This window comes from Paenibacillus sp. FSL R5-192, assembly GCF_000517845.1.
Lineage (GTDB): Bacteria > Bacillota > Bacilli > Paenibacillales > Paenibacillaceae > Paenibacillus > Paenibacillus amylolyticus.
The window spans coordinates 186,431-201,742 of sequence record NZ_ASPR01000075.1 but is presented as its reverse complement, the minus strand read 5'-3'; the positions used below and the strand labels follow the sequence as shown (position 1 = coordinate 201,742).

The window sequence follows — 15,312 nt, the reverse complement described above, 5'->3', positions numbered from 1 at the left end:
GGGAGGGCGGAGAAGTCCGCTCTTTTTGGTTGTGTAAAGGAGTTGTTTCTTTTTTGAAAGGGAAAGCAATTGTAGTCATACTGCTTATCATTGTAGTTCTTGCCGGAGGCGCAGGCGGTTACGTATGGAGTATGATGCGTCCTGTGGAAGCTTCTACAGAACCGGTCGTATTCGAGATTAAGAGCGGATCGGGAACTTCGAAAATCGCGGATCAGCTTCAAGAAGAAGGCCTCATTCGAAGTGGGTTAACCTTCAAAGGGTATTTAAAGTGGAAGAAACTAGGTTCTAATTTCATGGCGGGTACATATTCAATGAATCCTGGCGTGACATATGATGAGATTGTTAGCAAGCTGAGTAGTGGCGAAGTTGTACCGGAAGAAATGGTGAAATTTACGATTCCGGAGGGTTATAACGTTCTGCAAATGGCGGGTAAGCTTTCTTATGAGCATGTAGTAGATCGGGATGAATTCATCAAGCTGGCCAATGATCCTTCGGCCTTTGATGTAGATATCATCAAAGATATTCCAGTGGATGAAGAACTTCGCTACGTATTGGAAGGGTATCTATTCCCGGAGACGTATGAGCTGAAAAAGGGAAGTTCCACGCATGATGTGATGCAACGGATGCTGGAAGAATTCCAGACCAAGATTAATTCCATTCCTGATTTGGAAGCCAAGCTCCAGGAAAAGAACCTTTCCCTGCATGAACTGCTGACGATCGCGTCACTCGTGGAGAAAGAAGTTGTAGTGGACGAGGAACGTGCTCTGGTTGCAGGTGTAATCTACAATCGGATCAATCAGGATATGAAGCTGGAGATTGATGCTACCGTGCAATATCTGCTCGACAGACCGAAGGAACGATTGTTTTTCAAGGATCTAAAGGTGAAAAGTCCCTATAATACGTATCTGAACAAGGGCTTGCCACCAGGTCCAATTGCCAGTCCAAGTCTTCCGTCCATTGAGGCAGCGCTAAATCCGGAAGCTTCGGAGTATCTGTTCTATGTGACAAAAAAGGATGGCTCGTCTGGACATCTATTTGCCAAAACGTATAAGGAACACCAGCAAAATATAGCCAAAAGTAAGGCTGCGCAATAAGCGGAGGGGATTATATGAGTAAGAAACATGAACTGCTCGTTACAGCAGCGAATGTGAAAGAGGCAGAAGTGCTTCTCCAGGCTGGAGCAGATGCTCTGGTCATTGGAGATGATCGATTCGGCATGCGTCTTCCAGGTAGCTTTAGCGTGGAAGAGACAGCAGAGGTGGTTGCCATTGCAGCCAAACATCAGGCGCGTGTGTATGTATCCATGACTAATCTGATGTCCAACGAACTGTTGAAAGAATTGCCTGAATATGTTCAAGCACTTGGCAGAATCGGTATTGATGGTGTGGAGTTTAATGATCCATCCGTGCTGGCTACCATGAAGGAATACGCTCCACATGTGAAGCTGCACTGGAATGCGGAGATGACTTCAACGAACTATGCGACGGCCAACTATTGGGGAACCAAGGGAGCTAGTCGCGTTGTACTTGCCCGAGAGCTGAATATGGACGAGTTGACGGAAATGGTTCCTTTTTTGAAGGTGGAAGCTCAGGTTCAGGTGCATGGCATGACGAATATTTATCATTCCAAGCGCAGTCTGGTACAAAGTTACATGGCTCATCAAGGGCGGCCGGTTGAGGGACATCTGGGGAAAGAGCGGGGATTGTTCCTGATCGAGGCTGAACGTCGGGATGAGAAATTCCCGATCTACGAGGATATTAACGGTACACACATTATGAGCTCAGAGGATATATGTATCCTCGAAGATCTTCATCTGTTGATGGAGGCGGGTGTGCACAGTTTCAAAATTGAAGGTATGTTAAAATCACTTACCTACAATGAAGCTGTTGTACGTGCATATCGGACAGCGATTGACAGTTATGTAGCCGATGCTGATGCATATGCGTTCTCTGAAGAGTGGCTCGCTGAGGTGCGCAAGTTACAGGACCCTGAACGTGAATTGTCGTTTGGATTTTTCTATAAAGAACAAGTGTATTAATAGACGAGGTGAACAGAATGGAAACAGTGGCGGTACAGCGGAAGTTTTCGGGTAAACGTAACCGTCTGGACAAACCGGAGCTGCTAGCTCCGGCGGGTAATCTGGAAAAACTGAAATTTGCGATCCATTACGGTGCAGATGCCGTATATATCGGTGGACAAGCCTATGGACTGCGTTCCAACGCGGATAACTTCAGCTTTGAAGAGATGCGTGAAGGTGTGGAGTTTGCCAAAAAGTATGGAGCCAAGGTGTTCGTAGCGACAAACATCTATGCACATAATGAGGATGTTGAGGGTATCGAAACGTACCTGCAAAACCTCTATAATGCGGGAATCTCTGCGATCATCGTAGCTGATCCGGCTATTATTGAAGTAGCGCTTCGTGCTGTGCCAGGCCTTGAGGTACATCTAAGTACTCAACAATCCACACTCAACTGGCAAGCCGTGAAGTTCTGGAAAGATGAAGGACTTCCACGTGTTGTTCTCGGACGTGAGACTAGCTTTGAAGAGATTGAAGAGATCAAGGCCAATGTGGATATCGAAATTGAAGCCTTTATTCACGGGGCGATGTGTTCGTCGTATTCCGGACGTTGCGTTCTCTCCAACCATTTTACGGATCGGGACTCCAACCGGGGCGGCTGTTGCCAGTCTTGCCGCTGGAAGTATGATCTGTTCGAGGATGCGAGAGAAGATACGGTGTGGGTCAGCGAAGAGGACATGCAGATGAAGGCCCCTGCGCCATTCAAACTAGGTGAGAATCAGCTTCCCCTGTTCGAGGAACAGGATAATTCATTCTCCATGGGATCAAAGGATCTGTGCATGATTGGCCATATTCCCGAGTTGATTGATGTGGGTGTGGACAGTTTCAAGATCGAAGGACGTATGAAATCGATCCACTACGTGGCAACCGTGGTTAACGTATACCGTCAAGCCATTGACGCCTATATGGCAGACCCGGAAAATTATGTTCTGAAACCTGAATGGGTTGAAGAAATGAACAAAGCGGCGAATCGCCCGCTGAATACCGGATTTTTCTATGATACACCAGACCATGAAGATCATATCTATGAACCGGAAGAAAAGGCTGTACCTTTTGACTTCGCTGGATTGGTCATGGGGTATGATGCTGAAACAGGAATGGCAACCATTCAACAGCGCAATCATTTCAAACCAGGACAGGAAATTGAATTTTTCGGCCCGGGAGGTCACTTTTTCAAACAGGTTGTCGGCGAAATACAGGATGAAGAAGGTAATGTTCTAGATGCGGCCCGTCACCCGTTGCAACTAGTTAAAATGAAGGTGGATCAGCCGGTTTCGTATTTCGATATGATGAGAAAAAAGAAGTAGGCTCAAATACCTACATTACGCCAATATTGTATTATGATTTAACAAAATAGTGTTATGGAATTAGCATGGGGACCTCCGTATATCGGCAGATGGGGGTCTTTTTTTTATAGAAAAATAGGAATAAAGTTGTAAAATATTTCTGGAAAGTGAAAGGGGAACGAAGAAAGCTGTCGAATACTACATATTTATAGGGGAGAGAAAGAAAAATCTAACAAGTAAATTACTGGCAGGTGAATGGGATTGGTTCAAAAGAAGCAGAAAGACAGTGGGGAGCAAGTGACAAAAGTCGAGCAGGTTAACCCTGAGAAGGTTCAGAAAGTGAAGAAAGAAAAAGTAGGTAAAAGTAAAATTACAGGGAATGGGAAAAAATTACTTAAGTTTGACCGTAGTAAATTGAAGCTGGGCTGGATCAAGACCGATTGGGTAAAAAAACAATTAAAAAACCGGGATTGGAAAAACCTTGGAGGGTCTTCTTTCCAACAGATTAAGAAGGCAAATCCGGTTAAATCCGTAGGGGTTAAACTGTTTTTAATCTTTTTTGCGGGAATTATGATTTTTGTAGTAAGTTTAGGTCTATTATCCTATTCGAAGGCCAAAGGTACGATAGAGAAAAATGCTTCGCGTGCCAATCAGGAGACCATTGATCAGACCAAGCAAAAAATGGACATCATTTTGGAGCGGTTTGTCGATACATCCACACAGATTTTCTTTGATCCGGAAATGCAGTCCTTGCTACAAAAAATGTCAGATACGAATTTGACTGCGTATGATACATTCGTGAACTCAAGTTCAATCAACAAGCAACTGTCCAATGTTGCATTTACAAATAAATCTATGGAAGCGATTTATTTGGTACCTACGGACGATACAAAGTCCATTATGGGTACCGGCAGCAACAGTTCATCCATGGGCAGCATTCGCCAGGAAGCATGGTACAGTGAGTTAATTGAGGCGGGCGGTTATCGCTGGCTTCCAACAGAGGTCAAAGAAGATGGCTCAACGCCAACGTTTAAAATTGCACGTTCCATGAAAAACTTGCAGGGGACTACTCAGTCGTATGTTCTGGTTATTGAACTGAAACTGGAAGTTTTGGAGGAACAATTGAAATCGCTTGATCTTGGGCCAGGAGCTATTCTTCAACTAATTGCTCCGGATAATAAAGTGGTTGCATCCTCCATCTCGGATCGTACAGGACAAGAAACAGAGCTTGCATTTGTCAAAGAGTTGACCGAACCAGCAGGTAGTACAAATACGGAGTATACGGTAGATGGCAAATCTACGGAAATGCTGGCTGTATACAGTACGATGGATACATCCAATTGGAAACTGGTTGGTATGATACCTACCTCTGTTTTGGTTCAGGACGCAAAAGGCATTCTGACTCTGACCCTGTGGATGGCGCTGGTTGATGCGGGGATTGCAGTATTGATCGGGATCTGGATGGTGCGTATGATCGCTCGTCCACTCGGCAAATTGAAAGACCTGATGCAGGAAGGTGCGAAAGGTAATCTTAAAGTTCGTACACCATATAGCTCCCAGGATGAAATTGGTCAGCTCTCGACCGCCTTCAATCTGATGATGGAGCAGATCACTAAGCTGGTTGAACAAACCAATCGTTCTGCGCAGGAAGTATTGGATACGGCCTCTGAGCTGAGCAGTGCATCCAAGAAAACGGCTGTATCTGCTTCGGAGATTGCCGTAGCTACAGAAGAGATCGCAGGCGGTGCAGGCAGTTTGGCAACCGAAGCGGAACGTGGCAATGAATTAACTGACAATATCTCTCGTCAGATGCAGAGTGTAATCGCTGCTAATGAACAGATGGGTGATTCTGCTCGTCATGTAGAGAAGTCCAGTCAGACAGGAACACAACATCTGAATCAGTTGATGACCAAAACGCAGAAGACAGAAGAAATGATTGGTGCACTGGTGAATAAGGTTGATTCGCTGAAAGAGAGTACGTCTTCTGTTCTGAAAGTGCTTGAAGTGCTGCAAAACATAACGAAACAGACAAATATCCTTTCCCTGAATGCAACCATTGAAGCAGCACGTGCCGGTGCAGCCGGACGCGGATTCATGGTGGTGGCTGATGAGGTTCGTCAGCTCGCGGCTCAATCCAGACAATCCATTGAGATGGTTGGAGAGATTACAGACAAAATCATGACTGAAATGAATGAGACCGTGGATGCTTTGTCGGCAGCTTATCCGTTATTCAAGGAACAGATGGATGCGGTTAAAGACACCAATGTCATCTTTGCTTCCGTGCAGGAACAGATGGGTGCATTTGTGGAACGTCTGGGTATGGTGACAGGTTCTATTGGAGATTTGAACAAATCTCAAGGTACGTTGTCTGAAGCCATGAGCAATGTCAGCGCTGTAGCTGAAGAATCTTCTGCAACGTCCCAAGAAGTAGCTTCCTTGAGCAGTGAACAGCAAAATATCAGTAACCAGCTGGTCAATCTGTCTGGCAAACTGGAGAATGTGTCTACTGAACTGAAAGAAACCTTGTCACGCTTTACGGTGTAACAAGTCAAGGTTGAAATGAGGAGAACCTGTCCCGCACATGGGACAGGTTTTCTTTTTGTTTACCGGATAATTCCAAGCCATATCAGCAATAATATGTCAAAACGACAAAAGGTGAGATTGGGATGCATCTCCTTGCGAAACGGCGAATCTATATAACTTGTATTCTTCTAACTCTTGTCTTTGGATTGCTTATATTACGATTGGGATGGGTCCAGATCGTTCAGGTGAATCAGACGATGCCTGGATTTCACCGAACGGTACGTGAAATGTCTGTATTGCAGCGTGAACGCGGGGTGATGCTTGACCCGGGGCGGGGGCAATTTACGGATTACAAGGGTGAGGCGTTGACCGGTAAGCTGCAATGGGGACTGGTTCTTTTTCCACAGGCAAGTCCGTTAGAGAAATTACGCAAGCAAGGGGCATTAGAAGGCTCCGAGATGGTACAGTTGGCAGCTATATTACATACCGATCCGGATCAATTGAAGAAGGAATGGAATCAGGAAAGTATACCTCATTTCTGGACAGCAGGTACACATCAGCCTGTTCATTTGACCGTTGCCCAGGTGGAGCGCCTACGTAGTTTGCACCTGCAAGGAGCTGGCATCTATCCGATGATGACAAGGTATCTTCATGGGCATACAGGAATGCAGTGGATGGGATATCTGGCTGAACAGCCTGAGTCCTCCAAAGTTCTAACTGGGCATCAGGATGAAGTGAAACAGCCATTTGCCATGAAAGCAGGAGCAGCTGGACTGGAGAGGACACTTGAACCGCTGGTAAGGGGAATTGGCCCTACGCTTGTATCACGCATGGTCTCGGGAGGTGGGGAGATTATCCCTGATATTCAGCCGCACGTCATTGCACCGGCCAATAGCCATTATCCTTTACGTGTAGAAACCACAGTGGATGCTGAGTTACAGCGTGGGTTGGAGGGGTTGACGCAAGAATCTGGATTACAAGAAGGGGCCATTGTTGTGTTAGATGCCGCTAACGCAGATGTTCGCGCCATGATCTCCCGTCCTTTCTATCAGCCACAACATGTGGACCCTAAAGAATCGGCCTGGGGGAATCGTGCAGTACAGGGAGCCGTACCGGGTTCCATTTTCAAAATTGTCACTGCGGCTGCTGCTTTGGAGTATCATGCGGTTTCTAACGGAGAAGAATTCCATTGTGGTGGTGAGTACGGAAGATATGGGTTGTCTTGCTGGAAGGAGCATGGGCATGGAGACCTGAATCTGGAGCAAGGATTCGCTGAGTCTTGCAACATCGTATTCGCGGAAACGGCGCGCAGGCTGAGTATGGAACAACTGGAGAACACGGCTGATCGTCTGGGACTCGCGCGTCCGATTGGCTGGGAAGGGAAGCAGATGGCAGGAATGCCTGTGTTACGACACTTTGATCATGAGGATCACGGGCGTGTGAGAACAGAGGCTGTTTCTTCTGCTGATGAAGGTGCGAAAATACAGACAGCAATTGGTCAGCGCGATGTCTTGGTCACACCGCTGCAAGCTGCCAATCTGATCGTTACACTGTTACATGATGGAAAGGTTAGTGCCCCACGTCTCGTTAAGCGCATCCGATATGCGGATGGTGGCACCATGCTGGAGATGCCCTTGCATGATTCACCTTCAGCATCAGGACAGATTGCTCCCGTAACAGCGCATAAACTGTTATCCTGGATGAATAAGGTAGTCCGTGAGGGAACAGGAAAATCCCTGCAGCGTGCGCGGTGGCATGTTGCAGGGAAGTCAGGTACAGCTCAGGTACAGAAACATGGAGAGAAGCGCAACAATCAATGGTTCATTGGTTATGGACCGGTAGAACAACCCCAATATGCTGTAGCTGTTCTTGTTCAAAATGTCTCTCCTGACAGCCAACATCAGGCGACAGCTCTCTTCAGGAAGGTGATGGACTATTTGGCGGAGTCCTCATGATCCTTCGCAGGAACGGGACGTTGTACAGTAGATTCGGCAGAATTCGCAGAGGCCTTACTAACGGGTGGGTCCATGACCAATGGAGAGGATTCAAATTCATCTTTTGGCAGGTGAATCCACTTTTGCAGGTATCCTTGTTGTAACAGTTCTTTCAGAAGGATCAGAAGCACTGGAGATAACACTACACCAGCCAGGCCAAAGATCGAAAGGGAGATCAGCATAAACGAAAGCATCAAGTACGCCGAAGATACACCAATCGAGTTACCTGATATTTTCGGTTCCAGCAATTGCCGTGTCAGCATCGTCACTGCCAGAATCACAATCAGGCCAATCGCCAGGCTACTATTGCCAATAATGAATAAGTAGACGATCCATGGAATAAATACAACAGGAACGCCAAGCAAGGGTACCAGATCAAAAACCGCACAGACTGCTGCAATGGTAAAGGCGTTAGAGGTTCCCAAAATCAACAAACCTGCATAAATCAATACAAACGTAATGAGCATCATGATCATCTGTGCCTTCAGATACGAGCGGATTGTTTTGAACACGTGATTACGCATGAATTCAATAGCTAACTTTAATGTTTTGGGCGTTTTCGCACGGGCGAACTTGCGCCAGGATTCAATCTCGATACTGAGGAAAAATGCCAGAATAATCGCAATTCCGAAGTTCGTAATAAACGAAGAGAATGAACTGAGGAAACCTACTACGAATTGCGCTCCGCTAGTTACCCATTTGGACAGGAACCCGGTCAGTGTTGCAAAATAATCATTCGCTTTTTCCATAACTCCATCAGGGAGAGCGTCTGACTTGTCCTGAATGAATAACACCAGATTGGTGAATTCACGTTGTATCATTTCAATGTATACGGGGAAATTATCTTGAAGATTGGAAATTTGTGAAATGATAATCAAGCCTACCCCAAAAAAGGCAGCGACAATTAATGCAAGAAACAACAAGACGGAGATGGCGGCTCCAAGTGTCTTGGGCAATCCTTTGCGATGTAAAAATTTGGCCAGCGGTTCAATCATCCAATACACAATGAATGATAGAAAGACCGGTGCAGCCACATGGTATAATTGACTGAAACCGTACATGATCACATACACGGTTAATACGAGCAATGCGATGTCAAAGACAGTTCGCCCGTATTTTTTGTAAAGCGGTAGCATGGACATGGCTCCTTTGATGGCAATAATTAGATTGTATTTATTGTACACGATAGCTATCTTTTTGGGAAAACAGGATTCAAGAAAAGTCTGAACTATGATAAAATTAAAGGCGGTTTATTTTAGATAGTGCCATAGTGCACCGTAATTCAGCAGGAGAAGTGGGGAGCTTGCAACATGACAACGATACTTCATAGTATTCTACTGTGGTTATTGTATCTTTCATCTTTTTACGCCTTTATTCCAAGTTTGATCAGTAGGCTTTTTGGTTTTCGTGTATTTCGACGGGGAAGAAGTGATACACAATTTGCATTAACGTTTGACGATGGGCCAGATCCACATTATACGCCAAGACTGCTCGATCTGCTTCGTCAGCATCAAGCAAAAGCCACATTTTTTGTCGTTGGAGAACATGCAGCGAGTCATCCTGAACTCATACAGCGCATACATGAGGATGGTCATCTTATTGGCATTCATAATTATATTCACAAGACGAACTGGCTCATGCGGCCACGTACCGTTCGCGATCAGATTCAGCGAACAGGTCAGATTATTCATAAAGTAACCGGCGTGAAGACTTGTTATTATCGTCCACCGTGGGGGATTATGAATTTGTTTGATTTTTTCAGCAAGAAAGAACGAAAGATTGTACTGTGGTCTTCCATGTTTGAAGATTGGAGAAGCCGAGTAGGTGCCCAGAGATTGACTGAACGGATGCTGAAGGAACTGAGAGGCGGAGAGGTCATGCTACTGCATGATCGAGGAACGACCCTTGGTGCTGATGCACACGCGCCGGAGCAGATGCTTCAGGCGCTGGAAGTCGTATTACAGGAAGCCGAACGGCTAGGCCTGCAAAGCGTACGCGTTGATACGTTGATGGGAGGTATCATAGTGAGCGAATCTCAGAACAAAACGCAATTACAGACACCACTGAAGCTATGGAAACGAATTGTTGTTGCCCTATGGCTGGGCTGGGAGAAGTTGTTCCACTGGGTATATCATCTACGGACGGCTTCGCCAGAGGACCCAATGCTGCACTTCAGATCACGTGTATATCACGGAGCACGGGTGGAGATGAATGATGGCCATGTCATTCAAAATGGAGATCCGGTAATAGAACTGCATTTTGACAATCAGAAATTGTTTGAACTTGGAGTGACGTCACGTTCCAGTATGCATTTGGCTATTCGCATGATTCGGACGATGGAACAGCAATTGCCGGATTTGGCACGCATGGTGGCACTCGAACCTGAGTTACGCTCTGCCAAGGCGATATACGGTGTGAGTATGATTAACAGAGGCCCAGAAAAATTCGGATTTACCATACAAGAATTGCCTCCTGGACCGTTCAGTGCTGCATCCAAAGTATACTTGAAGCTGCTGTTAAGTGTAATCCACCCGGCAGGAACCAAACGTTTGAAACAGCGTACTGAACAACTGGTACCCAAGATGATTGCCATGCCGCTGGATTTACTGTTGGAACGTTACGGTCAACATACGATGCAGGTAGCAGCAACGGTAGAAGAATCCAGAGATGAATCGTTGTTAATTGAACAAGAGATACTGCCAGAGCGGAACTAAACGGACTGATCACACCAACCAGCAAAAGAAAAGGGTTGCCCTTCGCCAGATTTGGCAGAAGAGCAACCCTTTATTTATTAGTGAATTAGATACTCAGTACGCCACCGTTGCTTGCGTTGGTAACCAGTTTGGAATAACGAGCCAGGTAACCGGTTTTTACTTTCGGTTCAAAGCCTTTCCAACCTGCGCGACGACGTTCAAACTCTTCGTCACTGATGTGCAATTCGATGATACGGTTGTTCAGATCCAGCTCGATGATGTCTCCTTCTTCAACAAAGGCGATTGGACCACCCTCAGCTGCTTCCGGAGAGATATGTCCTATACTGATTCCGCGGGATGCGCCAGAGAAGCGTCCATCGGTGATCAGACCAACTTTGGCACCCAATCCCATACCTACGATCTGGGAAGTAGGAGCCAACATCTCAGGCATACCTGGTCCGCCTTTTGGTCCTTCATAACGGATAACAACAACATGTCCTTCTTTTACTTTGCCGTTAGCAATACCTTCGAGCGCTTGCTCCTGGGAGTCAAAGCAGATGGCAGGACCTTTGTGGTATCCGCCAACCGAAGCATCAACTGCACCAACTTTGATGATAGCGCCTTGTGGTGCAAGGTTACCAAACAATACAGCCAGGCCGCCTTTTTCGGAATGCGGGTTATCCAGGTGATGAATGACATTTGTATCCTGAATTTCTTTTCCTTCAACGTTCTCACGGATAGTTTTACCTGTTACCGTAATGCAGTCTCCATGAATTGCGCCTGGTTTCTTGAGCAATTCGTTCAGCACTGCGCTTACGCCGCCTGCATTGTGAACGTCTTCGATGTGAAGATCGGAAGCAGGTGCAAGTTTCGCTAGATGCGGAACGCGGTTCGCTACTTCATTAATACGTTCGATTGGATACTCGATACCTGCTTCATGAGCCAGTGCCAGCGTGTGCAGTACTGTATTCGTAGATCCACCCATCGCCATATCCAGTGCAAACGCATTATCGATCGCTTCTACAGTTACGATATCACGTGGTTTCAAGTCCATTTTGATGAGTTCCATCAATTGGGTAGCGGATTGTTTAACAAACTCACGACGCTCAGGAGCAACGGCAAGGATGGTTCCGTTACCTGGCATAGCCAGTCCCATCGCTTCAGCCAGACAGTTCATGGAGTTTGCCGTAAACATACCGGAACATGATCCACATGTTGGACAGCCGAACTGTTCAAGTTCAAGCAAGCTCTTATCATCGATTTTACCTGCTTGGTAAGCCCCTACACCTTCAAATACGGAAGTCAGGGAAAGAGCCTTACCATTGCTGTCACGACCAGCTTTCATTGGTCCACCACTTACGAACAGGGTAGGGATGTTTACGCGAAGCGCACCCATCATCATGCCTGGTGTAATTTTGTCACAGTTCGGGATACATACCATGCCGTCGAACCAGTGTGCAGATACAACGGTTTCCACGGAATCCGCGATAATGTCACGGCTTGGCAGCGAGTAACGCATACCAATGTGTCCCATGGCAATACCATCATCTACTCCGATGGTGTTGAATTCGAATGGAACGCCACCGGCTTCACGAATAGCATCCTTTACAATTTTACCGAATTCCTGAAGGTGGACGTGGCCGGGCACGATATCGATGTATGAGTTACATACGGCAATAAACGGCTTGCCGAAATCCTCTTCTTTAACGCCCGCTGCGCGGAGCAAACTCCGGTGTGGTGCACGGTCAAAACCTTTTTTGATCATATCGGAACGCATCTTCTTGGCTGACATGGTGTATTCCCCCCAAATATATAATATTGAGCAACATGAATGGAAAAGTAAATGGCAGTGCATCTGTCGTTTAATTTCATCCGTACTCTAAAAAAAAGGACCGGCATGCCGGTGTCGAGCTCCCCGTAGTTTGTGAAATTCTTTGCTGCTTTAAACCCGTGAACACCCGGTTTTTCTATTGAGTCTATCACAACCGTCGTCATATTTCTACAAACAATAGAAAGAAGCCTCAAACCATTTTCATGGAATTAGACTTCTTGATTTGCGGGAAAGCTATGATCATGTTTCGATGTGGCGAGCGGAATTCATTAGTTGCTTCCGCCTTTGCGTCCAATCTCACGATAGAATTCCTTATTATGAGTTTCGGAGGTTGCTTCTCCGCCCTTGCGACCAATCTGCTTGTAAAAGTCAGTATCATGGGCATCTGAAGTCGCTTCTCCACCTTTTTTTCCAATCATCTGGTAGAAGCTTCGATCATGGTTCTTGGAAGTCGCTTTGCCACCTAATCTGCCAGCTTCCTCACGGCTCATCTTGTGTTCTGACGTCGGTTGACGTGCCATTACAAATCACTCCTTACAACGATAAGTTGTTTTTTGTAGCGCGTATCCCTAATTTACCACCTTATTTCCAGCCTGAAACAATTCACTAGGATAGAATCGATGGTGAAGAGATCCGTCAGAGCATTAGGCCGACCGTTTAAACACTTCATGTCGATTGAAAGAAAATCGGGATATATTCGGTTCAATTACGGGTTTGAACGTGTGACGTACAGCCGGCAGAGCCAGTGTGACTGCGAAGAGTATGGCAATGACAAGTATGACTGGAATATACGCCGAGCTTCCCATATAACTGTAGACTCCGGACCAGATTGCGAGACGAACGAGAAACCCATGCAGCAGGAACACATAGAGTGTGCGTCGTCCAAGGTCCGTCAGTCTGGAAGTCAAGGAAGGTACCCAAGCCAAGAACAGTGCTGCAGATGCGATTTCCAGCAAGTAGACACCCACCCGGAAGATGCCGGCATACCATTCGTGGTGACCCAATTCGGCGTACGTCATGCTTCCGAGTAACCATCCGGATGAAATATTCAAACCCCCATACCCGATCCATACCAACAGTGCAGCAGAGAGGATGGCTGCGGTTTTTCGCCCCCAACCGGATAATAAATGTGAACGGATGGTTGCTCCATAGTCATAACCGATGACAAAAAACGGCAAAAATACAAACGTACGGCTGAAGCTGAGCCAGAACCCGTCGATGGGCAAATACCCGGCAATTACACCAAGCGCAATCGATCCAATCAGCCGATATATCGGTTTCCAGGAAATCGTCAGACGAAGCAACAGTCGCCAACAGAAATGACTCGCGAGAAACCATAACAGCAAGTAAGGTGCAAAGAAGGATAGCCGCATATGGGGTGTGTGGAATACGGTAAAGTCCATCAATGCGTATAAGGACTGAAACAGTACATACTGTAGTGCAATCTGCTTCAGGACATTTCGCCCAGATTCACCCTGGAGTGAGTGTGTCGCAAAATACCCGGTTACCCATACAAAGAGTGGCATGTGAAACGTATATATCCACAGGAACAGAGCTTCCGCTCCTGCAAAACGTGTGATGAGTGGTTCAAGTGCATTACCAGCAAGGACACAGACGATAAGCATAAAGCGCAGATTGTAAAAGAAAGATTCCTGATCATCCCGGATCAGTGTCTGATTTTTCATGGTGTAGCCCCCTTGTAGACCCTGGTTGCCAGGTCATTTGCATCTGTAATAAGGGTAATATGGATGTGCATTATCTATTGTGATTTAATTCACATTAGTAAGCGTTATCTTTTATCAAAGCTGTGACAACAAAATGAACGCTCCGGGATTGACAACGGTTGCATAGAGGATGACAATAGAAAAAGAAGATGAGGGAATGTAACTATAAGGAGGGAAGAAATCATGTCAACGAGTCCCTATCCAAGCCCGGAAATTATTACATTTGGGGAGAGTATGGGTTTGCTGACTGCCAAGGATACAAGAGGGCTGGAATATGCAGCCACACTGGACAAGTCTTTCGGGGGTGCTGAGAGCAATCTGGCTATTGGCGTATCCCGCCTGGGGCATACCAGTGGTTGGTTTGGACGTTTGGGCAATGATCCGATCGGCAGTATGATTCTGAAAGCCATTCGCGGTGAAGGCGTAGATGTATCCCGGGTAAGGTTAAGTGATGACGAGCCCACTGGTTTAATGATTCGTGAGAACGCTTCCGGGAAAGCCTCGGTGCATTATTATAGGAAGCTATCTGCTGCAAGTGCGATCACACCTGATGATCTGGATCCTGATTATATTGCCGGGGCGAAGATATTGCACGTTACGGGTATAACGGCAGCAATAAGCCCGTCCGGACTTGCTACGGTAGAGGCTGCCATACATATTGCCAAACAGGCAGGTGTGAAAGTAAGCTTTGATCCAAATCTGCGTCTCAAACTATGGTCTGCGGATGAGGCCCGTCCGGTTATACTGCGTTTAGCTGAACTGGCGGACTACTTTTTACCGGGTCTGGACGAGATGAAACTTCTATATAACGAAGAAAATGATCAAAAAGTACTTGAGCGTTTATCTGCCATGAATGCTGTGTGCATCGTGAAGGGTGGCCCTGATTTGACCTACGTATTGGCGAATGGTACCCTAACTGAAGTTCCGTACTTTAAGGCGGATAATGTTCTGGATACGGTAGGAGCAGGAGATGGATTCTGCGCGGGATTTTTATCGGGTATATTAAAAGGATACTCCCCGCAGGAAGCAACCCGTCTCGGCAATTTGACCGGTTCCATGGTTATACAGGCTGTTGGCGATTGGGAGGCGCTCCCGACGTGGGGGCAGGTCGAGGCCAAGCTGAACAACGTTGCCCATGTTGAGCGTTAGTCGCTCTAAATCATATATGGCTCATCTTCGTTCTT

At 46.5% G+C, this 15,312-nt stretch carries 10 protein-coding genes and 1 pseudogene; 7 read left to right on the top strand and 4 right to left on the bottom strand.

Translation table 11 applies throughout. The annotated features are described in order from the left end of the window. Window positions 1-53: 53 nt before the first annotated feature. The 5 genes from mltG to C161_RS28580 all read left to right on the top strand — a co-directional run bounded on the left by mltG (window position 54) and on the right by C161_RS28580 (window position 7,841). Window positions 54-1,094, top strand: a complete 1,041-nt coding sequence (gene mltG, locus C161_RS28600; RefSeq protein ID WP_235193974.1) for an endolytic transglycosylase MltG — start codon at window positions 54-56, stop codon at window positions 1,092-1,094. A 14-nt stretch (window positions 1,095-1,108) separates the two neighbouring features. Further along, window positions 1,109-2,038: a peptidase U32 family protein gene (locus C161_RS28595; RefSeq protein ID WP_036616959.1), complete on the top strand. Its 930-nt coding sequence runs from the start codon at window positions 1,109-1,111 to the stop codon at window positions 2,036-2,038. Between the two features lie 17 nt (window positions 2,039-2,055). Then, the gene (locus C161_RS28590; RefSeq protein WP_036616961.1) at window positions 2,056-3,384 is read left to right on the top strand and encodes a peptidase U32 family protein; all 1,329 of its coding nucleotides are present in this window, start codon (window positions 2,056-2,058) and stop codon (window positions 3,382-3,384) included. A gap of 234 nt (window positions 3,385-3,618) precedes the next feature. Next, a complete protein-coding gene (locus tag C161_RS28585) occupies window positions 3,619-5,907 on the top strand; it encodes a methyl-accepting chemotaxis protein (protein ID WP_036616963.1) in 2,289 nt (762 codons plus the stop codon). Between the two features lie 122 nt (window positions 5,908-6,029). Beyond that, window positions 6,030-7,841 (top strand): peptidoglycan D,D-transpeptidase FtsI family protein, encoded by a 1,812-nt coding sequence (locus C161_RS28580; protein WP_036674518.1) that lies wholly within the window; start codon window positions 6,030-6,032, stop codon window positions 7,839-7,841. Here C161_RS28580 and C161_RS28575 read toward each other — a convergent pair. Next, window positions 7,820-9,016 carry an AI-2E family transporter gene (locus C161_RS28575; RefSeq protein ID WP_036616967.1) on the bottom strand — a complete coding sequence of 399 codons (1,197 nt, stop codon included), beginning with the start codon at window positions 9,014-9,016 and terminating at the stop codon, window positions 7,820-7,822. The two genes, C161_RS28580 and C161_RS28575, sit on opposite strands and share 22 nt — an antisense overlap. Window positions 9,017-9,190: 174 nt before the next feature. On the opposite strand from C161_RS28575, the gene C161_RS28570 reads away from it, so the two are divergent. Beyond that, window positions 9,191-10,594, top strand: a complete 1,404-nt coding sequence (locus tag C161_RS28570) for a polysaccharide deacetylase family protein (protein WP_036674516.1) — start codon at window positions 9,191-9,193, stop codon at window positions 10,592-10,594. Between the two features lie 85 nt (window positions 10,595-10,679). On the opposite strand, the gene ilvD is transcribed toward C161_RS28570, so the two are convergent. The 3 genes and pseudogenes from ilvD to C161_RS28555 all read right to left on the bottom strand — a co-directional run bounded on the left by ilvD (window position 10,680) and on the right by C161_RS28555 (window position 14,089). Further along, on the bottom strand, window positions 10,680-12,365 hold the full coding sequence (ilvD, locus tag C161_RS28565; protein ID WP_036616973.1) for a dihydroxy-acid dehydratase: 1,686 nt from the start codon (window positions 12,363-12,365) through the stop codon (window positions 10,680-10,682). A gap of 317 nt (window positions 12,366-12,682) precedes the next feature. Next, a pseudogene (locus C161_RS28560) lies at window positions 12,683-12,925 on the bottom strand (KGG domain-containing protein); the annotation flags it as partial. Window positions 12,926-13,048: 123 nt separating this feature from the next. Next, window positions 13,049-14,089 carry an acyltransferase family protein gene (locus C161_RS28555; RefSeq protein WP_036616979.1) on the bottom strand — a complete coding sequence of 347 codons (1,041 nt, stop codon included), beginning with the start codon at window positions 14,087-14,089 and terminating at the stop codon, window positions 13,049-13,051. Window positions 14,090-14,311: 222 nt separating this feature from the next. Here C161_RS28555 and C161_RS28550 point away from each other — a divergent pair, with 222 nt between their 5' ends. Next, window positions 14,312-15,277 (top strand): sugar kinase, encoded by a 966-nt coding sequence (locus tag C161_RS28550; protein ID WP_036616981.1) that lies wholly within the window; start codon window positions 14,312-14,314, stop codon window positions 15,275-15,277. Window positions 15,278-15,312 lie beyond the last annotated feature (35 nt).